The 21,352-nt window shown below is 46.0% G+C and carries 14 protein-coding genes; 3 read left to right on the top strand and 11 right to left on the bottom strand.

Features of this window, described 5'->3' with window-relative positions; all coding sequences use genetic code 11:
- Position 1: 1 nt before the first annotated feature.
- Complete coding sequence (gene ung, locus IC229_RS08765) at positions 2-667, bottom strand: uracil-DNA glycosylase (RefSeq protein ID WP_190886579.1); 666 nt, start codon at positions 665-667, stop codon at positions 2-4.
- Between the two features lie 144 nt (positions 668-811).
- On the opposite strand from ung, the gene apaG reads away from it, so the two are divergent.
- From apaG to IC229_RS08750, 3 genes are all read left to right on the top strand, one after another.
- Positions 812-1,198, top strand: coding sequence for a Co2+/Mg2+ efflux protein ApaG (gene apaG / locus IC229_RS08760; protein ID WP_190886578.1), 387 nt, complete (start codon positions 812-814; stop codon positions 1,196-1,198).
- Between the two features lie 64 nt (positions 1,199-1,262).
- Positions 1,263-2,042, top strand: coding sequence for an O-methyltransferase (locus IC229_RS08755; RefSeq protein WP_190886577.1), 780 nt, complete (start codon positions 1,263-1,265; stop codon positions 2,040-2,042).
- Positions 2,043-2,099: 57 nt separating this feature from the next.
- Positions 2,100-3,470, top strand: a complete 1,371-nt coding sequence (locus IC229_RS08750; protein WP_190886576.1) for a monooxygenase — start codon at positions 2,100-2,102, stop codon at positions 3,468-3,470.
- Positions 3,471-3,591: 121 nt separating this feature from the next.
- Here IC229_RS08750 and IC229_RS08745 read toward each other — a convergent pair whose 3' ends face one another.
- The 10 genes from IC229_RS08745 to IC229_RS08700 all read right to left on the bottom strand — a co-directional run bounded on the left by IC229_RS08745 (position 3,592) and on the right by IC229_RS08700 (position 21,122).
- Positions 3,592-5,979 carry an ABC transporter permease gene (locus IC229_RS08745; RefSeq protein WP_190886575.1) on the bottom strand — a complete coding sequence of 796 codons (2,388 nt, stop codon included), beginning with the start codon at positions 5,977-5,979 and terminating at the stop codon, positions 3,592-3,594.
- Positions 5,980-6,021: 42 nt separating this feature from the next.
- On the bottom strand, positions 6,022-8,427 hold the full coding sequence (locus tag IC229_RS08740; protein ID WP_190886574.1) for an ABC transporter permease: 2,406 nt from the start codon (positions 8,425-8,427) through the stop codon (positions 6,022-6,024).
- 133 nt (positions 8,428-8,560) lie between these two features.
- Entirely contained in the window at positions 8,561-10,927 is a 2,367-nt protein-coding gene (locus IC229_RS08735) for an ABC transporter permease (RefSeq protein WP_190886573.1), read from the bottom strand.
- A gap of 173 nt (positions 10,928-11,100) precedes the next feature.
- On the bottom strand, positions 11,101-12,645 hold the full coding sequence (locus IC229_RS08730; RefSeq protein WP_190886572.1) for an FG-GAP-like repeat-containing protein: 1,545 nt from the start codon (positions 12,643-12,645) through the stop codon (positions 11,101-11,103).
- 600 nt (positions 12,646-13,245) lie between these two features.
- Positions 13,246-15,621, bottom strand: a complete 2,376-nt coding sequence (locus IC229_RS08725; protein WP_190886571.1) for an ABC transporter permease — start codon at positions 15,619-15,621, stop codon at positions 13,246-13,248.
- A 196-nt stretch (positions 15,622-15,817) separates the two neighbouring features.
- The gene (locus tag IC229_RS08720) at positions 15,818-17,206 is read right to left on the bottom strand and encodes an FAD-binding oxidoreductase (RefSeq protein WP_190886570.1); all 1,389 of its coding nucleotides are present in this window, start codon (positions 17,204-17,206) and stop codon (positions 15,818-15,820) included.
- 357 nt (positions 17,207-17,563) lie between these two features.
- Entirely contained in the window at positions 17,564-18,325 is a 762-nt protein-coding gene (locus IC229_RS08715; protein ID WP_223833923.1) for a tyrosine-protein phosphatase, read from the bottom strand.
- 19 nt (positions 18,326-18,344) lie between these two features.
- Entirely contained in the window at positions 18,345-19,028 is a 684-nt protein-coding gene (locus tag IC229_RS08710; protein ID WP_190886569.1) for a hypothetical protein, read from the bottom strand.
- 68 nt (positions 19,029-19,096) lie between these two features.
- Positions 19,097-20,578 carry a capsule assembly Wzi family protein gene (locus IC229_RS08705; RefSeq protein ID WP_190886568.1) on the bottom strand — a complete coding sequence of 494 codons (1,482 nt, stop codon included), beginning with the start codon at positions 20,576-20,578 and terminating at the stop codon, positions 19,097-19,099.
- 37 nt (positions 20,579-20,615) lie between these two features.
- On the bottom strand, positions 20,616-21,122 hold the full coding sequence (locus IC229_RS08700; RefSeq protein WP_190886567.1) for a UpxY family transcription antiterminator: 507 nt from the start codon (positions 21,120-21,122) through the stop codon (positions 20,616-20,618).
- Positions 21,123-21,352: the final 230 nt, after the last annotated feature.

Genomic DNA, 21,352 nt, shown 5'->3' with positions numbered 1-21,352 from the left:
ACTACCACTCTATAGGCGCTAATCCTTTGCTTTCCAGATACGTATTGGCCTGACTGAAATGTTTGGTGCCAAACCAGCCACCCCATTGTGCGGCCATAGGCGATGGGTGTTTGGCTTTCAGGATCAGGTGTTTTTTTCCGTCGATAACTGCTCCTTTCTTTTGGGCGTAAGCACCCCAGAGCATGAATACTACGTTCTGTTTTTCGTCGGAAATGAGCTTGATAACGGCATCTGTAAATGTTTCCCAACCTTTCCCCTGATGCGAACCGGCCTGCCCCGCCCGAACCGTTAACGTTGAATTGAGAAGCATAACGCCCTGACTCGCCCATCGTTCCAAATTACCGGATTTAGGTACAGGTTTGCCGAGATCGTCCTGGATTTCCTTGAAAATATTGATTAGCGAGGGCGGCTTGGTAATGCCATCAGCCACCGAAAATGCGAGTCCATTGGCTTGTCCTTCCCCATGATATGGATCCTGACCCAGAATAACTACGCGTGCATCGTCGAAACTGCATTTGTCAAATGCATTGAACATCAGCTTACCGGGTGGATACACACGCTGGGTACTGTATTCGTGGCGCAGAAACTCAGCCAACGTAGCAAAATAAGGTTTATCGAACTCGGGTTGCAGGTGATTTTTCCACGATTCAGCGATGGATACGTTCATGAGTTGGGAACTGATAAGGGTGATTCGGCATTATGGGACTACGTGCACAGAAAGCGATTATCGGAAATTTTTTGAGAACGGTTCTTGCGTAACAAAACTAATCAACTTAATTTTCGTTCTAAGGTTGCAAACGATAGGAATTTTATGGTTTCGTCCGTAACAGAAGGCGTGAAAGTTAGTGTAAAGACAGAGTATCAGGCCGATTACTCCAGTCCGCTCCAGTCGCACTACGTATTCACCTACCGTATTACCATCGAAAATGCCAGCGACTGCACCATCCAGTTGCTTCGGCGTCATTGGTTAATTTACGACTCGAACGGCACAGTTCGCGAAGTAGAGGGTGAAGGGGTAGTGGGTTTACAGCCAGTACTCGAACCCGGCGAAGTGCATGAATACGTATCGGGTTGTAATCTTCGGTCGAGCATCGGCAAGATGGTCGGTACGTACCTCGTCGAACGTATCATCGATGGCAAACAACTCCGCGTAAACATCCCGGAGTTTACGATGGTGGTGCCTTATAAATTGAATTAATCCAAAATGTATAATGGTTAATGCGTAATGATTGGCATTCATTATACATTAACCATTATACATTTTGATTGCCGCTTACTTCCGCTATTTGAGTCGCGCCCGCGACGAACATTCGCTTCATTCTCCCTTTCTTTTTTCGCTGTATACGCAGATAATTCGAGCCAAACAGGCTCCGCACCCCTTTTTTGCGTCTGTTCAACAATTACGAAAAATACTGCGTAACAGCCGCCAGTTTATAACTGTAACCGATTTGGGAGCTGGTTCGCGCGTCAATACGTCCCGGCAACGTAGCATCGGCGATATCGCCCGTAATTCCCAGAAACCAGACCGTTTTGGACGGCTGCTGTTCCGGTTAATTCAGCGGTTCGAAGCAAAAATCATTCTTGATTTAGGTACGTCGTTTGGCCTTACAACGGCTTATCTGGCCGAAGCTACCAAATCGTCTGGCGGACAGGTTACTACGTTCGAAGGTTGTCCTGAAATAGCCTCCATCGCCCGGCAGAATTTTGAGCAGTTGAGTATTGAAAATGTAAACGTTGTAATTGGTAATCTGGACGAAACCCTGACAAGTCACGTAGCAGCTACCCAACCTGTCGATTTTGTATTTTTCGATGCTAATCACCGCTACGAACCGACCGTCCGTTATTTCGAAACCTGCCTGACGAAAATCCATAACGATACGGTTTTTGTCTTCGACGATATTCATTGGTCGGACGAGATGGAACAGGCGTGGGCCTACATAAAAGCGCACCCGTCGGTCAGCGTTACCATCGATTTATTCTGGGTAGGGCTCGTTTTCTTCAGGCGCGAGCAGCCCAGGCAGGATTTCGTGTTACGTTTCTAACAGAAAAGTCGCGGAATTACGTTATCTTTCGTGATGCTTTTTGGCATTCTGTAACCTATGAACTTCCTGACTTATACTCGATTAGCCCTATCTATTGGAACTACGGCATTGCTGCTGAATCTAGGCGCGTGTAGCAAAACCGCTATGGATTCGCCAGATCCATCGGAGACGGCAACTTTCGATCTGATTCAACAGAAAATCCTCACCCCCTCCTGTGCTACGTCAGGCTGCCACTCGTCGGATAAAGACGCTACGTTCGTTCAACATGGTTTGGTGCTGGCTGCCGGCGTTGCGTATGCTAATCTGGTCAATGTCGATCCAAAGAATACGAACGCCAAAGCCGATGCACTGAAGCGCGTGAAACCGTTTGCCTCGCTGGAAAGCTTACTCTATCACAAACTGAATCTGTCGGCCAGTCACCACAGCGGTAAGTCGTATGGTAGTTTGATGCCGCTGGGAAGTAGTAATCCGTTGCCCGACGGCCAGATCGAATTCATTCGTCGATGGATTGAAGCGGGGGCTCCAAAAACGGGCAACGTAGCGGATGCTACGTTAGTGACGGATAATACGTCGACAGCAACGCCGTATAATTCATTAACAGTTCCGGCTGCGGGTACGGGCTATCAGATGGCCATTCCAGCCTTCGATATTCAGCCAAATTTTGAACGGGAACTGTTTACGCGCCGGACAGTGGGTAACTCGACCGATATCTACGTGAATCGTTACGAAACCAAAATGCGTAATGGAAGCCATCACTTCGTGGTGTACGATTTTCAGAATAAAAACCTGCTGCCCAATCTGAACGACATTCGCGACCTACGTAACCCCGATAATTCGCTCAATCTGGCAACGGCGCTGTCGATGTCTAACCACGTTTATTTCGCAGGTTCGCAGGCACAGTATCAGGATTATGTTTTTCCAGAAGGGGCAGCTTTGTTGATTCCGGCTGGTGCATCGCTCGACCTGAACTCTCATTTTGTGAATAAAACGAGTTCGGTGATGAAAGGCGAAGCGCAGGTGAATTTTTACACAATCGATAAATCGAAAGTGCAGAAAGTGGTGAAAACGCTGAATCTGAGTAATACAAGTCTGGCGATTGATCCCGGAAAAACGCAGATGTTTACCAAATCGTTTACGTTCGATAAACCGCGTAAAATCCTGACGCTGACCTCGCACATGCATAAGCTCGGTACGTTGTTTACCATAAAAATAAAAGGTGGAACCCGTGATGGCGAAGTGATATACACCTCAACCGACTGGGAACATCCGGATATTATTACGCTCAAAACACCAATCTCGCTGCAAAAAGGGGAGGGGCTTACGTCCGAAATTACCTACAAGAACACGACGACGAAAACCGTCAATTTTGGCCTGACCAGCGAAGACGAAATGGGCATCATCTTCGGGTATTATTACGAAGAGCAGTGATTATCTGAACCGGGATTTAACAGATTTAGGGATTTACTGGATTTTGTTTCGCTTCTTCGAAGCGCTTTATCAATAACAAAATCCGGTAAATCCCTAAATCTGTTAAATCCCGGTTCAGCTATTACTCTGAACGTAAACTCTTTACCGGATTCATCAGCGCAGCTTTTATGCTTTGATAACTGACAGTGAGCAAGGCGATCGCTAGAGAGGTAATTCCAGCCAGTACAAATGCCCACCAGGGAACGGCGATGTGATACGCAAAGTCGGCAAGCCAGCGATTCATGGCGTACCAGGCCAGAGGTGAAGCCAATATAATTGAAATCACAACCAATTTCAGGAAATCTCTCGACAGTAATCGGATTAGACTTGGAACAGTGGCTCCAAGCACTTTACGGATGCCGATTTCCTTGGTACGTTGTTTGGCAATGAACGTAGCAAGGGCAAACAGACCCAAGCAGGCGATAAAAATGGCCAGACCCGCAAACAAAGTACAAACCTTGCCAAATTGCTGTTCGGCTTTGTACTGCTCGTTAAAAAACGTATCCAGAAAGAAATATTCGAATGGGTTTCCTGGGAAAACCTTGTCGTATACGGCTTTGACACCGGCCAGTTTCGCTGGCAGATCATCGGCCGAACTTAACTGTAACGAGAAGAATCTGTCGGCAGCAGGAAGAAAACGTAGCAGCATGGGCCAGTGGCCTTTCTGGAGGCCCTGCTGATGATAATCTTTTACTACACCTACAATAGTTAACGTATCACCACTACGAATGCGTTTGCCCAGGGCGTCGGCGGGATTGTCGAAGCCGAGCAGTTTAACGGCTGTTTCATTCAGCAATACGTTACGTCGTTCGGTGCCGAAGGTTTTGTCGAAATTGCGGCCTGCTGCCAGTTTAATATCGTAGGCTTCCAGGAAATTATAGTCGATGGCGGTGTTGTACAACGTATTGGACGCCATATCCGACCGGTCTAATCGCCGGAAACCGTTGGTCCATAGGATTTCGATACCCGGCACATAAGCCGATGCTGTAGCTTTTTCGACCAGATTGGCACGCTCTAGTTCCTGTTTAAAGGCATTCGCTTTGGCTTCATACGTAGAGTCTCCGCTTTCTACACCTCGAACGATGAGCTTGTTACTGGTGCTGAAGCCTAAATCCTGATTCTGCATGTAGCGCAGTTGCTGGTAAACGGTGATGGTCCCAATAATGAGAATAACCGAAGCCGCAAATTGGAAAACAATCAATCCCTGACGTAGCGAAAGTCCGCCTGTTACGTTGCTCAGTTTTCCTTTCAGGACAGTAATCGGCTGGAATCCAGATAGCATAAATGCCGGATATAGCCCCGACAGTAACGTACCGCCGAAGAATACAGCCACCGCCGGGAGCCAGAGGTCACGTTGTAACCATTGGGTCAATGATAGTGGACGGCCAGTCAATTCGTTAAAGGACGGCGCACTGATTTGGATAATAACCAGCGCAACCAGAACTGCTAGTATATTGAGAATGAGCGACTCCATCAGAAACTGAACAACCAACTGAAACCGTTCCGCACCGGCTACTTTTCGGATACCTACCTCTTTGGCACGATCCATGGCGCGGGCAGTCGCCAGATTGATGTAGTTAATCCAGGCGATAACCAGAATAAAGAGCGCGATGATGGATAGAACAGCCACAGATTTGCCGTTCCCGTTCACTTCGGCTTCCTGATTCAGGTTTGAAGTCAGGTGAATATCACGTAGTGGCTGGAGTAGTAAATCGCTGTGATTACCAGGGGTTTTGGCGCGATCTGGATTGTATTTCTGAACCAGATTAAGAATTTTCGCCTGGAATAGATCAGGATTGGTGCCCGGCTTCAGTTTTACGTACGTAAAGAAATCGTACCAACCCCAGCTAGTTTGTGCGTCTGGCTCGGTCCGATAGGAGAAAATCAGGTCGAGCTCGAGGTGGGAATTTTTGGGATAGTCTTTGTAAACGCCTTTAACCAGATACGGATTGCGGCCGAGTTTGACGGTTTTTCCAAGCGGATTCTGATTGCCAAAATATTTTCGGGCAATCGTTTCCGACATCACTACGGTGTTCTTATCCTTCAGGGCCGTAGCTGGATCGCCACTTAGGAAATCAATCTTGAAGATGTTGAAAATAGAGTTATCTGCAAAGTAATAGTTGTTTTCCCGATAGTGGATGTTATCGTACGTCACTACGTTAGCGTCAGCGTCGTAAAGACGCGCCGTTTCTTCCACTTCAGGAAAATCTTTTTTCAGCGTGGGTGCGATAGCAGGAAAGGACGTAGCAGATTTGTAAGCCAGTTTTCCATTCTGATAACTGTCATATTCAATACGGTAAATATTCTGGACGTTGGGATGAAAATCATCGTAGCTACGTTCGAACGTAACGTACTGCAAAATAAGCAGGCAGGCAGCCATACCAACGGCCAGACCGAGCGTATTGATGAGGAAAAACGGCTTGTTTTTCAGCAGATTCCTCCAGGCAATTTTGATGTAATTACGTAGCATAAGGTTAAGGGTTTGGGAAATTATCTGAATCCCGGTTCAGATTTATTCGGAACGTAGTGATTTCACGGGGTCCATCAGAGCGGCTTTGATGCTTTGGAAACTAACCGTTAATAAAGCAATGGCAACGGCTACTACTCCAGCCAGGGCGAAAATCCACCAGTCCATGCCAATACGGTAGGCGAAATCATTTAGCCAGGTATGAACAGCGTACCAGGCAAGGGGCGTAGCAATGAGTATGGCAATCAGAACCAGGCGTAGGAAATCTCTGGAAAGCAGGGCAACGACACCGGTTACCGATGCGCCCAATACTTTCCGGATACCGATTTCCTTAACACGTTTTTCGGCGGAGTAAGAAGCCAGGCCAAACAGCCCCAGGCACGAAATGAAAATCGCCAGCGAAGCCAGAATACCCACGATTTCGCTCACCTGGAGGTCGGCCCGATAGAGACCCGCGAAATGTTCGTCCAGAAAGGTGTATTCGAAAGGAAATTCCGGCGCGATTTTTTTCCAGACAGCTTCTATCTGCCCAATGGCTTCCTTTGCTTTACCGCTAGTTATCCGAACCGACATTTCGCTGTATCCCCAGTCTTTTTGGTTGAAAATGCAGAGCGTTTCAATTTTATGATGGAGCGAATTAAAGTTGAAATCTTTGGCCACACCAACCAGCGTACCCAGCGAATCCATTCCACCAAAACCAAAGCGTCGGCCAATTAACGACTGGATTGGCTTACCGGGATGATCTTTCAGGAGCTCTTTAGCCAGCGATTCATTGATGATATACGTTCGCCCGCTTTCTGCTTTGCCAGGTAAGAAATTTCGACCGGCTACCAGTGGAATTTTATAGAGCGTCAGATAGTCAGGGTCTACGATGACCTGCGAGGAGGTCAACTCGCGTACCGGACCGTCGCCCTGAAATTTTACGCCTGTTTGGTGCAGGTTATTGCCAAGTCGCTGCTGCGAGGCTGTTACACCCAGAACGAGTGAGTTATTCACCAACTCCTGTTTAAGCGCATCGTATTTCGGATTCGTTTTTGAGTTAAGTGGAATAACCACTACTTGTTCCCGATTAAATCCTGTGTCATGGTTACGCATAAACCGAAGCTGCTTAACGGCAAAAATGGTGGCAATGATCAGGAAAATAGCGCTTGCAAACTGACCAATTACCAGTACGTTGCGAAATGTTACCTTACTACGTCCCCCCTCAGTTGAGCCCTTCAACACTTTTGCCGGTTGAAAAGACGACAGAAAAGCCGCCGGATAAAGTCCCGAAAGAGCGCCGATGACAACCGTACCCGCCAGAATAATAAGCAGTAACAGGGGGTTGCTGAACAGCGGCAAATCAAGGTTCCGTTGGCTTAAGTCGCGGGCAAACGGTAGCGTTAGTTTGACAATTAGAATAGCCAGTACCAACGCCAAAAAAGCCACCAGCACAGATTCGCCAATGAACTGCCCGGCCAACTGCATACGTATCGCGCCAACCGATTTCCGGATACCTACCTCACGCGCGCGACCAGCCGAGCGGGCCGTTGACAAGTTCATGAAATTGATACAGGCAATGACCAGCACGATCAGGGCAATAACCGAGAAAACGTAGGTATAACTGGAGTCGAATTTCTGATAGTTGATGTAATCGTGGGTAATCTGAACGGAATTGGCGTGAACTTCTTTCAGGGGTTGTAGAAAAAGCTCATAAAACTTCCAGCTGTCTTCACGCATGTGCTTTTTCAGATAGGCAGGAAATTTGCGCTCTAGTGCCGCTACGTCTGTATTTTTCGCCAGTTCCAAGTACGTAACAAGCCAGTTGCCTCCCCAGTTATTGGCGTCTTCCGGACTAACAAACGTTTTGAGGGAAAATAAACCCTCGAACTGAAGATGCGAGTTTTTGGGCGTGTTTGCCAGAATACCCGTAACCGCAAACGTAAGCGTATCGCGTCCATAATAAACGACTGATTTGCCAATAGGGTCCTGGGTAGCAAATAGTTTTGCCGCACCTTCCTCTGTTAAAACCACGCTGCCGGGCTTTTGTAGCGCGGTACTACGGTCGCCCTTTAGCAATTCAAAGTCGAACAGTTGCAGGAAGGTCGAATCGACCCGGAGCATGTTCGGGTAAACCACTTTTTGGTCCTGATACGTCAGCGTTACTTTATTAAATTGGGTGATCCGGGTAAAGTTCTGGACTTCAGGGAATTCGTCATTTAGGGTTGAACCCATCGGATACATGGATAATGCTACGTTCTGTGGGGCCACCATCCCTGGAAATTTCTGGACTTCATCGAGCCGGTAAATGTTTTTATGATGAAGGCTATCGAAACTTCGCTCATAAAACACAAATACTGTAATCAGCAGACAGGCGGCCATGCCAATAGCCAGACCAAGAATGTTGATCGCTGAAAAACCTTTGTTTTTCAATAAGCTGCGCCAGGCGATTTTGAGGTAGTTACGTAACATAAGGGTAGGAAATTATCTGAACCGGGATTTAACAGATTTAGGGATTTACTGGATTTTGCTATCGATAAAATGCTTCGAAGAAGCGAAACAAAATCCTGCCAATCCCTAAATCTGTTAAATCCCGGTTCAGAATTTACTCAGAACGTAGTGATTTCACTGGGTTTAACAATGCCGCTTTGATGCTTTGGAAACTGATTGTGAATAGAGCGATCATCGCGGCCAGTACCAGCGATGCGACGAAGTACCACCATTCCAGTTCGATGCGGTAGGCGTATTTTTCGAGCCAGCCGCTCAGGAAGTACCAACCTAGCGGGAAGGCGATGAAGGCTGCCAGTAACACCAGCAATATAAATTCCTTCGACAGCATGCCTACAAGATTAGTAACACTGGCTCCCAGTACTTTACGGATACCGATTTCTTTGGTACGTTGCTCAGCCGTGAAAGCTGCAAGCCCGAACAGACCCAGACACGAAATGAAAATCGCCAGGAAAGCGAAGTAACTCGCTAGCTTGCTAACCGTGTTTTCGGCTTTATAGAGATTCGCGAATTCCAGATCGGTAAACAAATATTTGAACGGGAAATGCGGATTGAATTTCTTGCTAACCGATTCCATACTACCGAGGGCCTGTTTAGTCTGACCGGCTTCGGTACGTACCAGCACCGTACCCCAGTTACGGGTGGAATCGCTGCCGCGCTGCAAATGCAGAATGAGCGGATCAATGGCCGTATGAAGCGAGTTGAAATGGAAATCCTTCATCAGGCCAATGATTTTCCCTTTACGCCCCCACATGGTCAGTTCTTTACCAACAGGGTCTTTGTAGCCGATTTTCCGGGCCGACGTTTCATTGATAATGTAGTTGCTGGTATCGGTTGTATAATCCATCGAGAAATCGCGCCCACCAATGAGTTTGATGCCCATCGTTTTGATGTAATCATACGAAACGGCATTCTGACTGAACAGAATCAGTTGGGTAGTGTCTTTGCCCGGCCACCGTACGCCCTGTGTCGAACTGCCTACTTCGAGCGGGTCAGATTGGGCACACGTAACAGATTTAATACCCGGCTGACGGGCCAGTTCCTGCCGGAATGTAGGAAAGCTCCGCTGTAAATCGCCTTCTAAAGGCATGTAAAGCAGGTTTTCGCGGTCGTATCCCAGATTTTTGTTCTGGATATATTGAATCTGACGATAAACGACCAGCGTTCCCAAAATCAGCATGATCGACAGGCCAAATTGCAGGACGACCAAACCCTTACGGAAATAAGTAGAACTTGCTCTGAATTTCAGCGAACCTTTCAGAATGACCACCGGATTCAGCGACGACATGAACAGAGCCGGATAGCTTCCCGACAAAAGTCCGGTAACGACTGATAAGCCAAGCAACAGCAGTAAAAAGGTGGGATCGGTAAAATTAAGCGATAACTTCTTGGTGGTCAATTCATTAAAAACAGGTAAGAACAGCAGTACGATCAATACCGAAAATACCAGCGACAACAACGTAATAAGCATCGACTCGCCCAGGAACTGCCCGATCAGGCTGTTTTTATAAGCGCCAACCACTTTTCGAACACCCACTTCTCTGGCTCGTTTGACAGAGCGGGCCGTAGCCAGGTTCATGAAGTTGATGCAGGCAATCGCCAGAATGAAAATGGCAACAATAGAGAAAATGCGAACGTATTCAATTCGGCCACCGTCCTGCTTACCGCTCTCCCATTTCGAATAGAGATACGACTCGCCGTAGTTTTGCAGAAACAATTCGACGTTACTGTCTTTGTTCTTGGTCTTTATGTAGTTTTTGATTTTAGCGTTTACCTTATCGACGGATGCATTCGGGGCCAGCATCACGTAACAACGCGGGCCGTTATTACCCCATTCTTTCGACCATTGATTGGTTTTCTGCCATCGGTCGTAGCTCATCAGGTAATCGAACTTTAGCGACGAAGCCTCCGGCATGTCGGCCAGGATACCCGTCACCATCAGGTCATCCTTATTGTCGACCCGAATGATTTTGCCCATTGGGTCTTGCCCTTTGAAGTACTTGTCAGCGATTTTCTGCGAAATCACTAATCCGTCAGGGCGTTTAAGTGCGGTTTTTGGGTCGCCTTCTTTGAGCGGGAATGAAAACATGGTCAGGAAATCACCCTGTACCGAACGCCCTTTTTCTTTCTCGAACGTATTGCCGACCGTAAACAGCGTCTGCTCTTCCCACAGCGCTTGGCTCGCCATCTGGATTTCGGGAAAGTCTTTGACTATGTTTTCGGCCAGAATACCGGGCGTTGAGGCAAACGTATTGATTACACCTACGTAGTGCTGGTTCTCCATGACCCGGTAAAGCCGGCTGTCGTTGGCGTGGAACCGATCCATATGCTGTTCATCCTGTACCCACAACATAATGAGCAGGCTACAGGCCATTCCCAGCGCTAGTCCTAGAATGTTGATAAACGAGAACGTTTTGTTCTTCCAGAGATTTCTCCAGGCTATTTTGAAGTAGTTACGTAGCATTGACGGGTAGTTGTTCGTTAGCTTCGCTAACGGATTCAACTACCATGCCACACCTAAAAACCAGCTTAGCGCTCAGATTGAACGTATCGACAGCTATATACCTGTCCGAAACCGTACAAAAGCTGTCCGCTAATGAACGACAGAAATTTTAGATTTGTCGACAACGTAGTGCGCTACTGACTGCTTATCCTAAGCTGGCCCCCCGATTGATAAGTAACTTTACTAGCAGCGTTACCACCCCCGCCAGGACCGGGAGCAGGATTGTCAAAATTTACTTTATAAGCATAGGCAACGTAGCTGGTCGGAATTGTTACAGTATGCTTTATCCGTACCCTATCCGTTGTTAAAGGAACCCGAGAACAGCTCCACACCGTCGCATCCGACCACTGGCCATTTTTGAGAGTAAATAAGTCTACGATATTGGTTGCTGTAAGTGACGTAGTGGCAGTAGATGCACAGAACCCCGACTTATTAGCAGTGACGGAATAAGTACCCGTTTGTGTTGCAGTGGCTGAACTTGCGCCACCAGACTGACTCAATCCGGGGCCGTTGAAGGTGAATAGGGTACCATTGTTCGGACCATATCCACTGGCGTTAGCTGTAAGTGTAAAACTAGAGCCGCTACAGGCAGTGCCACTTAAGGCCGAGAGGCTTACACTGACTGATTGACCCGTTAGACCTATCGTTCGGGTAGTAGCCCCCGAAGAGAACACCTGTAAATTCCCTGTGGTAGTACCTGTAGAGGTGGGTACGAAACGAGTATAAACATTTGTGTTTGCTATCGTACCATTAATCGGTACTAAATCTATACTAGTCCCGAAACCGCTCGTGGCACTCAGAGATACTTCAAAACCTGCCGGAGCCGTTACCGTTACGTTGGTTGTCAAACATTTGCTACTCCAGATTTGTACCGATTGAGCAGATGTTGAAGAGGCCGGAGTGCAAAAAGATGTTAAGTTGGCGCTACCTTGTTGAAAATACCGAACTTCACCATCTTCAGTTCCAACTAGTAAATCCAGGCGACCATTATCATCCAGGTCTGCAAATGTTGGGGTGGTATAACCACTACCACTAGCCACTATGGTAGTGCTTACCGGCGTGAAGGACGTAGAATTAGGAGCAGTTTGTTGATAATGATGGATATTACCTCCGAGTGAACCGATTAATAGATCAAGTCGGCCATCCCCATCAATATCTACAACGGTCGGTGCAGAATTAGAACCTACATCAATCGAATTAAAACTGGCATTAACTAGCGTAAAGCTGGTGGAATTGGCTGTACTCTGTTGGAAATGGCTGATTGTGCCTATTGATTGACCCACCAGTAAATCGAGCAGGCCATTGCCGTCTAAGTCTGTTACTGTTGGAGTAGAGTTTGTGCCGACATCAATGCTATTAAAATTAGCGGTCACTAAGGTAAAACTGGTGTTATTGGAAGACACCTGTTGCCAATGATTAATATTACCATCTTCTTCGCCAATCAATAAATCAAGTCGGCCATTGCCGTCAAGATCCGTAAAAGTAGGCATAGCGTAATTGCCTACATCGATACTATTGAACGTATTAGTAACCTGGGTAAAACTGGTAGAGTTTGTTGCTGTCTGCTGATAACGTAAAATTGTACCATTAGAAATAGGACCTTCGGTGCGGCTCACAAATAAATCGAGTCGACCGTTCCCATCAATATCGGCTATGACTGGCGCACTACGCTCATTCATACTGTTACCAACGAGATTGCTACTTACTAAACTAAAACTGAGTGGATTAGTGCTAACAAACAGCTTTGGCGTACAAGTTTGAGCGATAACTAACCTGGGTGAATAAAGTAAGAAAAATAGTATCAAAAACTGTGTAGTAGACAATGAACGTCTATTCGGCAATAAAGTAAAATTGATAGTTTGCATAATTGGTAAAGGATTAGGAGATAAGAAGCCATATTTATTGACAAATTATTACATAGAGTGGCTTAAGCAAGCTACGTATATTTTTAATGAAACCTAATATAAGTATCAGTAAATGAGGGACTTTTGAGCGTACGGTATTATCTGGAGTCCTTATTTGTTACTGCTAATAAGTTAAAACTAAATTAAAATAATCGAACAAGTAATAAAAGGCTATTTGTATATAGGAAGTCATGCTTCGGATACTTACTAAATAGTTTGCGGATTATAATTGATAATTACGTCTGTTGATTAATATAGATTTATTGGAAGGAACGTAGCGAATATCTTGTTAACGTCGCCATTGTTATAATGAAAATGGTCTGGCTACAGGATTTATTTATCTGCAACCAGACCATTATTTTTCCTCGTACTATGCTATTCCGAACGTAGTGATTTTACTGGATTCACTAATGCAGCCCGTATGGCCTGATAACTCACGGTCAGGAGCGTAATGACGGTTGCACCCAGGCCCGATAGCACAAAAATCGTCCATGAGATCGTCGTGCGGTAATCGTAGTGCTGAAGCCAGTCGTCCAGAAAATACCAGGCAATGGGCGTAGCGATCAGGAATGAAAGGATTACCAGTCGGACGAACTCTTTGGAGAGTAGCCCCCATAGGCTGAATACCGATGCGCCCAGCACTTTCCGAACACCAATTTCTTTGATACGTTGCTCGGCCATAAACGACGCTAAGCCAAACAGACCCAGGCAACTGATGAAAATAGCAAGTACGGCAAATACACGCGCCAGTTTACCTACGCGCTCTTCCGTGCGGAACTTAGCATCGTATTCCTGATCCGTAAACTTGAAATCGAAAGGGGTATCCGGGTCGTATTTCTTGAAAACAGCTTTAAGTTTCTGAAGCGCTTCATCGACCGGCGTATTGGGCTTTAGCCTGATATTGATGACGTTCGACCAGTCATAGCGAACCAGAAAAATCGTTGGTTTAATGGGCTCATACGGCGATTCCATTACCATATCTTTTATAACACCAACCACCTGCATCGGCTTTTCATTGTAGCGAATGGTTTTGCCGACAATATTTTTCAGACCCGTCAATTTGACCGCAGCTTCGTTCAAAACAAATGCCGACGTATCAGTCGAAAAGTCTTTCGAAAAATCACGACCTTCCAGAATTTTCCAGTCGATGGACTTCCCAAAATGATGTGTACATCCCACGATCCCAAACAAAGGCAATGATTTAGGGTCTTTCCCTTCCCACTCGAAACCAATCTGATTCGACCAAACCCCTGTGGTAGGGCTGGATGACTGGCTCATTTCATAAACGACACCCGTTTTTAGCAGATCGTCGCGAAGAGGCTCGTATTTCCCATTAGTACCTGGACTGGTAAACGTTTGTAACAGATTCGATCGGTCGTAGCCAACGGGGCGGTTTTTAGCGTGCTGAATCTGCTGAAACACAATGATTGTTCCGATAATGAGCGTAATGGATACGGTGAACTGAACTACCACGAGTACTTTTCGCGGGATGGCTGCCCAACGTCCAACTTTGAAGGTACCTTTCAATACGCTTAACGGATTGAAAGAAGATAAATAAAGTGCAGGATAACTGCCTGACAGAAAGCCGGTTATCAGTGAAAAACCTAAAACAATTATCCAGAAAACCGGATTAGTGTAGGGGAATTCTACTTTTTTGCCCGACAGGTCGTTGAAGGCTGGTAAAGCAATCAAAACAATAAGCAGAGCAAGAACCAGAGACATAGCAACCACCAGCATCGACTCGCTCATGAACTGCGTAATAAGCTGCTGACGTAGTGAACCTACAGCTTTTCGAATACCAACTTCTTTGGCGCGTTTCTCACTACGTGCCGTACTCAAATTCATGAAGTTGATGCAGGCCAGCAACAGCACAAAAACACCAATCAGACTGAACAGCCAGACAAACTGAATACCTCCGCCGATATTTTTCCCGTCTTTATAATCGGAATACAAATGCCACATGCTCATCGGATGCAGAAAGTATTCCGGCTTCTCACTGACGGAAGCGTGTTTTTTCTCTATATCCCGAATCTTCGTGGAAATCGTTTTCATGTCGCCCTTCTCTGTAATCTGGGCAAAGCATTGAAACGAGTGATTTCCCCATTGTTGCAACGACTCTTTCACCCAGCCCTCATTGGCGAGATAGGCGCTCCAGGGCAGGTAATAATTTACATCATAGAAGTTTGAATTATAGGGTAAATCTTCAAAAACACCTGTAACTTTTACGTTGTTTTTAGCATCGATTTTGAGGATTTTGTTCAGAGGGTTAGCGCTGCCGAATAACGTCTTCGCCAGCGATTCTGACAACAGAATAGAGGCCGGTTCTTTAAGAGCTGTGGCATAATCGCCTTTCAGCATATTGAGCGAAAGCATTTCGGGCAGCTCTGGCTCGGCATACATCCCTTCTTTGTTGACTTTCTTGTCGCCATTCACCAGCAGGTGCCCGAAATTCCAGGAACACAAAGCCACCGCTTTAAAATCGCTCGGGTATTTGGTTTTGACTTCGTTTGCCGACGGCAGCGATACGGCCCGACTAGTGCCCTCAATACCATTAAACGTTTGATTGATATAGAGTTGGGCCAGGTGGTTGTAGTTCTTATGGAATTTGTTGAACGATAATTCGTCATAAATCCACAGGCCAATCAGCATGGCGACAGACATACCTACCGCCAGTCCAATGATGTTGATGGCCGAATAGGCTTTGTTTTTTGCAAGATTTCGGAATGCAATTTTCAGATAGTTGCGGAGCATAAAGATGAGGGTCTAAGGGTGATAGGGCCACCCATTCAAAAGATGAGAAAATAGGTGTAAACGTTGCTTTCATCTTTGCTACGTTAACAAGAATCAGGGCTTGCCGGGTGAATCTAATTCTTTGCACACCCGGACGTGGACGTCCAGATTACGTGTTAAGCTGAAAGCCAGTTTTTCCTAAGACTACGCTTATGGATTATTCAGGCAATAGCTTTCCAGGGTTTAGAATGCCCCTTGGATCTAGCGCTTTTTTTATCGTTCGCATCAGGGCTATTTCTTCAGAAGTACGGCTTAGATAGAGCCACGGTTTTTTCTCCAGACCAATACCATGTTCGCCGGTTATTGAGCCACCGATGGGTTGTAATGGTTTATACAGAAGTTCTTCTATTCTATGTTTCGTTGGTTGGTCATCTTCCCCACAACTGACAAATAAATGCAAATTTCCATCGCCCATATGCCCAAACACGTAGAGGTGAACGTCTGGCCAGACGCTCTGCAATTCCGAACGTATCGTTTTTATGTAGGCATCCATGTCGGAAATAGCCAGACTGATATCGAACAGAAAAACAGGGCGATGAATGGAAAAAATGAATTCTACATTTTCGCGGATACCCCAAAACCAATCCAGCTCTTTTTTTGCCTGCGCCATAGCTGCATCGTCAATCAACTCAGTAATCAGGCAGTGTTCTAAAAATTCTTCGAACTGGGTTTTGTCTTTTTCGGCATCGTACCCAAGCGATTCCAGCAATACGTAAAAGGGATATGTTTGAGGCAGAGGGGGCGAAAAAAGGGAAGGCTTCGACGTCATTAACTGGTAGTAATCCTGCCACAACAGTTCAAAACTGGTAAGGCCATTTTTTAAAGAAGCTTTGGCCGCCAGTAACAGGTCATTGGCTTTCTCGAAACTATCTACGGCTATAAAAGCAGTGTTTCGTGTTTTGGGACGTTCTTCAAGCTTCAGAACGGCTCTTGTGATAATGCCCAGCGTACCTTCTGAACCTATAAAAAGCTGCTTCAAATCATAGCCGGCATTATTCTTCATCAACTTGTTCAGCGAAGAAACGACCGTACCATCGGCTAGAACAACCTCCAGACCCAGCACCAGATTTCGCATAACTCCGTAACGTAACGCCTGTAAACCACCGGCGTTGGAAGCAATGTTTCCGCCGATCATGCAACTTCCTTTTGCGCCCAGATCGAGCGAAAATAGTTGCCCATGCGTTGCTACGTTGTCCTGCAATTGTTGAAGAATAACCCCCGCCTGAACAGTTACCGTTTTGTTTACTACGTCGATTTGCTCCACCTGATTCATGCGCTCAAGGCTTAACGCAATTTCGTTCGGATGCGTATCGGCAGCGCCTACTACGTTGGTTAATCCTCCGTGCGGTACGACGGGCTGATGAAATTCATGGCAGATTTGAAGCATTTTTGATACGTCCTCGGTCGTTTCTGGCAGAAGCAACGCCAGGCAATTGAGACCACCTGACTGCTTCCAATGACTGGCAACCCGCGTACTGGCTTCTTCAGGTGTGAGCACGCAACTTTTTCCAAACGTATCAATCAACCGCTCGACTATATCTGACATGGTACGTATCGCTGTGAAGCCATTTTTGTCATTCTTCCTTCGTCAGAATGACAAAAAGCTCATTTTTAGTAAATTGAAATAACTACAAATCAGACGATTTATTAGTGGCGTAATGAGTAGAAGAATTGCTCCAAATCCAACGTAACGTTTCGGGAACATGGCTCCTCCGTTTTTAAGGCTTTTTTGTAATCCAAAGGTTAGACGCTGGATTCACTACTGTGCGGCCCGACTTAGACTAAAGCGAATACCATCTGCTACGTTGTCTCATAAACTCGCAAGGGACGTAGCAACGTAATGGCAGAAAACAAAAAACGCCAGACTGAGCCTGGCGTTTGTAATGAACAACCTGAACTATGGTTACAGCAACGTATCGTTTAGCAGCGTTTGTTGCTGAAGCAGTTTTATATCGTCGCTACTAAATAGGCGGGCCATGTCTTTGAGATCGCGGGGATGGTGTAAATCGCTACCGATGAAATCGATAAGATCTTCCTGTAGCAGGTAACGGGCCTGTTTCTGAATATCGGCTCCGTATCTCCCTACAAGCGACATCCAGTTCAGTTGAAACAGGCAATCGTTCTTGTGCAGTTGATGTAGAATTCTTTTGTCGTCATGGTAGTATTTGTACCGTTCAGGGTGAGCCAGAATGGGTGTATATCCCTGCGTTTGAATCCGAAATATCAAATCAAGAAAATTATTCGGTCCCCAGGCCCAGCCTGCTTCAATGAGCAGGTAGCGTTTATCGCCAAACGTGAGTAAATCGTCGGCCTGAAGCAGATCGAAAAAGAAATCGTCAATTAGATATTCGGCTGCTACGTCGATACTAAGGGGCAGTTGATGCTCGTCTATAAGCGATTGCAACGTAGCACGCATCTGCCGGATGCTATCCGACGAATTCGGATACCAGTCGCCACTGACGTGTGGTGTGGTAATAATTTTCTGGATACCCCACTCCGATAATTGCGTTAAACAAGCCAAAGCCTGCTCAGTATCCTTAACCCCATCATCGAGTCCGGGTAGTAAATGTGAGTGAATATCGACCGACCAAAAGCACGATCCATCGGTGGGTTGCGAGGTTCCTTTGAACGGAGAAACAAAGCGTTCCCAAATAGATGAAGACATAGGCCAGGATGACATAGTATTAAAAACGGGCGTATAAACCGATGTTGCCATCGGGAGTTATACCAAATTTAGCATTATTAAGTATCGCAACTCGTCGGGGGCGTGAAAGTTTCGAATTGTAATTTTTAGCTGACTTCGCCACCAACTCGTTGGAAAACTCTATCACGGCAATTCCCCCAATAACCATGCCTATTCCGGCCAGTAACCGAGGTAAATTACGAACTGTATACTCAGCCGGTACGTCCGGGACCACCGGATTAAGATACGTACCACCCGTTCCCCGAACCATGGCCGTTGCTGGTTTGCCTTTGATAGCCAGATAGCCAATATACACGCCGGTTACGACCATCAATGGCCCAACTGGCTTTAAAAAGCTACCCAACTGGTACAAATTCAACGACTTAGGCATAGATTTTGGCGCCTTCTGATACGTATACAGTACACTCGAAGTCGACAAACGCTTTCCATTCATATAAAGCCCTGTCGTTAAAAAATGTCGTTTAGACGCTATAGAGTCGGCCGGGGCTTCCGGAGCTGTCAATAACGATTCGATGGGCAGCGTTGAAGCAACTTGCGCCGTGTGTAGATCTACCGAATTCGTTAAATCAATACGTTCTATTTGAGCAATCTGGGCTGGTTCCGGCGACTGTGCCAGCAGTGTCAGTTGCACAAGCAGAAAACAACTAAGTAGTGCTAATTTCATACGTTTACAGAGGTATGTAAGCTGAGAAATGTATAATTTAAACCGTTACGTAGCTAAACCGAATGTGCTTAAAATGTGCGCTTTATCAGGAAATTTAGCCCATAATTTTCCTGTAAAACGCCTTCGCTGTCGTAAGCAAGATTGACCGTGAACGTGTATTTATTAACGGGAACGATAAACTGCTGCTGAAACGATTTTTGGGAGATGCTGAAAGGCGGATAATAATAGTTACCGAAGTTCTGGCTCGACGTAAATCGGGTTAACAGATCAACGTTCCCAATACGGCTCATTATACCCAGTGTATAAACCTCTACCCGGTTGTTGACAATTCGGTTCGGGTTGGAGTCCAAATTCTGCGGCAAACCGCTTGTGTAACGTAACGGCATGATATAGGGCGTACCGATGGTTTGCCCTTTGTATACCCAGCCATCAATGTACCGCCCGTTATTGAAGTAGTCTTCGGCGCCCCGTAGCTGCGAAATACTCGTTCGTCCCGACGAAATAGAACCACCCTGACTGGACGTTTGCAGGTATTCAAAAACAACGCGTATAATACCAAATTGAGCGTTTTTGCGAACGAAAGATATGCCATTCAGGCCGTCTGCTACGTTGTTCAGATAGAATAAAGCACCGGCCTCGTAAAACGACTGACGATAGAATAACCATCTGGAATTCTCACTCTCGTATTCGAGTCCCAGATCAAGTGAGCCCAGGTGGTTCCCAACCCGGTTACCCCCTTCGGCTGACGCTGCGCCGTTCTGTACCACCAACGTATCGAGCGTGTACAGCGATTTTCCATTCACTACGTATAGATACGTTTCCCAGTCGGTGCCGTAGCGAGTAATTTTAACTCCATTATCGACGCGGTTGTATAATAACCTACCACCCCATTGTACCTGGTGATTGAACCCGCCATAAACTTTAAACCGCCAGGAAGGTTTTCCCAGACGGATATACAGGCTTTTCTGATGCAGATACGAATTATCAAGCGAATCGTTTCGACCAAACCAACCATGTGCATAGTTGCCTTTTACGGCGATAAGGCCGTTTTTAAATAAAGGCATATAATTTGGTATCGAAATCTCCACTTTTGGCATGGGCAAAGCATTGCCCGACCAGATGTAAGAACCCGAACTTAACGTAGAATCGACAAGACCTATAATCCCGCGTCTTCGCCCTGCCGACAGTTCCACAGCCCCATACCGTAGCTTACCGTACAGTTCCGAAATGAGAACCTGATTAATCCGACCGGCATTTAGTACGGCTCGTGCGCCATAGCCATACGAAAATTTTCCTTTGCCTTTTTTCGAAGAAAGGTACGGATCATATTCTTTCTGGATTTGCGCACGTAGTGTAAATCCCTGCGATTCCAGGGGAATTTCGCCGTATTGATTGGAACGTATCCAGAATGGATTTGTCGACGTAGAGGATAGATACGTACCGGCTTCTACTTCATAGCGTATTTTTCTGGAAGTAGTCTGTGCATACGTAGCAGTATAACATAAAACGCACAGTATCACCGAATAAATTTTATGTAAATAATTAGGCATATTATAACGGTAGGTTCTAATCGTAGCAGATATGTATCTAATAATATCGTTTCGGTTTTTTCACTTTCTCGACTTTATTTTTACTCATGTCGACTGATACACAGATGTTTAGTGATTCGAGCCGGACAAAGATTTTTTTTCCCTGTGTAGCGAGTACTTCGCCCTCCTGATCCATAAAAGCCCCGGATGTGATGCGTAGCCGATCACTGGCTGAAAAATCGATGATTTCGAGGGAATCATGGTCGAAATCATTTAGCATCGTTTTGATCAGGTCAATCTCGCGCTGTTTTACGATAGCTGGTTTTTTCAACCAGTGAAGGTATCCTACTACGCCGGGGACACCGAAAACAGTACTACGTAGGTGCTCTTCCAGGTTGACAAAACAATATGACCGGAACAAGGGCTCTTCAACCATCTTGATACGGTCTGACCATTTTCGTTTAACTTTTCGAAGCGGGCAGTATACTTCGATACCTTTCTGGCGTAGCTTTTCAGCCGCCAGTTTTTCTGATCTGGATTTGGTATAGAGGACAAACCAAGGCATGGCCAATAGCTGATAAACATTGGGCAATAGACATATGCGCCTGGAAGTTATCACCACCGAGTTGTAGGTACTTTATATGGGAATCCGTCTATGTTATAGAAAATAGAGGTTTTACATCAAATTCCTGACGTAGGTGATTACTAGGCTGCAATGACTCAAAAAATCAAAAATTGAGCCAATCTCAGATTTCGATGCACCTCATATATTTACTTTTCGGTACACGTATCTGA

The sequence above is a fragment of the Spirosoma profusum genome (assembly GCF_014699005.1).
GTDB lineage: Bacteria > Bacteroidota > Bacteroidia > Cytophagales > Spirosomataceae > Spirosoma > Spirosoma profusum.
The sequence above is the reverse complement of the archived record's forward strand: the minus strand, read 5'-3'. Positions and strand labels throughout refer to the sequence as shown.

Coding starts and splice junctions, on each gene's coding strand:
- IC229_RS08740 (WP_190886574.1), bottom strand. CDS start 8,427: ATGTTACGTAACTACCTCAAAATCGCCTGGCGCAGCTTATTGAAAAAC.
- IC229_RS08735 (WP_190886573.1), bottom strand. CDS start 10,927: ATGCTACGTAACTACTTCAAAATAGCCTGGAGAAATCTCTGGAAGAAC.
- ung (WP_190886579.1), bottom strand. CDS start 667: ATGAACGTATCCATCGCTGAATCGTGGAAAAATCACCTGCAACCCGAG.
- IC229_RS08725 (WP_190886571.1), bottom strand. CDS start 15,621: ATGCTCCGCAACTATCTGAAAATTGCATTCCGAAATCTTGCAAAAAAC.
- IC229_RS08705 (WP_190886568.1), bottom strand. CDS start 20,578: ATGCCTAATTATTTACATAAAATTTATTCGGTGATACTGTGCGTTTTA.
- IC229_RS08720 (WP_190886570.1), bottom strand. CDS start 17,206: ATGTCAGATATAGTCGAGCGGTTGATTGATACGTTTGGAAAAAGTTGC.
- IC229_RS08700 (WP_190886567.1), bottom strand. CDS start 21,122: ATGCCTTGGTTTGTCCTCTATACCAAATCCAGATCAGAAAAACTGGCG.
- IC229_RS08745 (WP_190886575.1), bottom strand. CDS start 5,979: ATGCTACGTAATTACATCAAAATTGCCTGGAGGAATCTGCTGAAAAAC.
- IC229_RS08710 (WP_190886569.1), bottom strand. CDS start 19,028: ATGAAATTAGCACTACTTAGTTGTTTTCTGCTTGTGCAACTGACACTG.
- IC229_RS08750 (WP_190886576.1), top strand. CDS start 2,100: ATGAACTTCCTGACTTATACTCGATTAGCCCTATCTATTGGAACTACG.
- IC229_RS08715 (WP_223833923.1), bottom strand. CDS start 18,325: ATGTCTTCATCTATTTGGGAACGCTTTGTTTCTCCGTTCAAAGGAACC.
- apaG (WP_190886578.1), top strand. CDS start 812: ATGGTTTCGTCCGTAACAGAAGGCGTGAAAGTTAGTGTAAAGACAGAG.
- IC229_RS08730 (WP_190886572.1), bottom strand. CDS start 12,645: ATGAATGAGCGTAGTGCGCCAGTCATAGCCGATATTGATGGGAACGGT.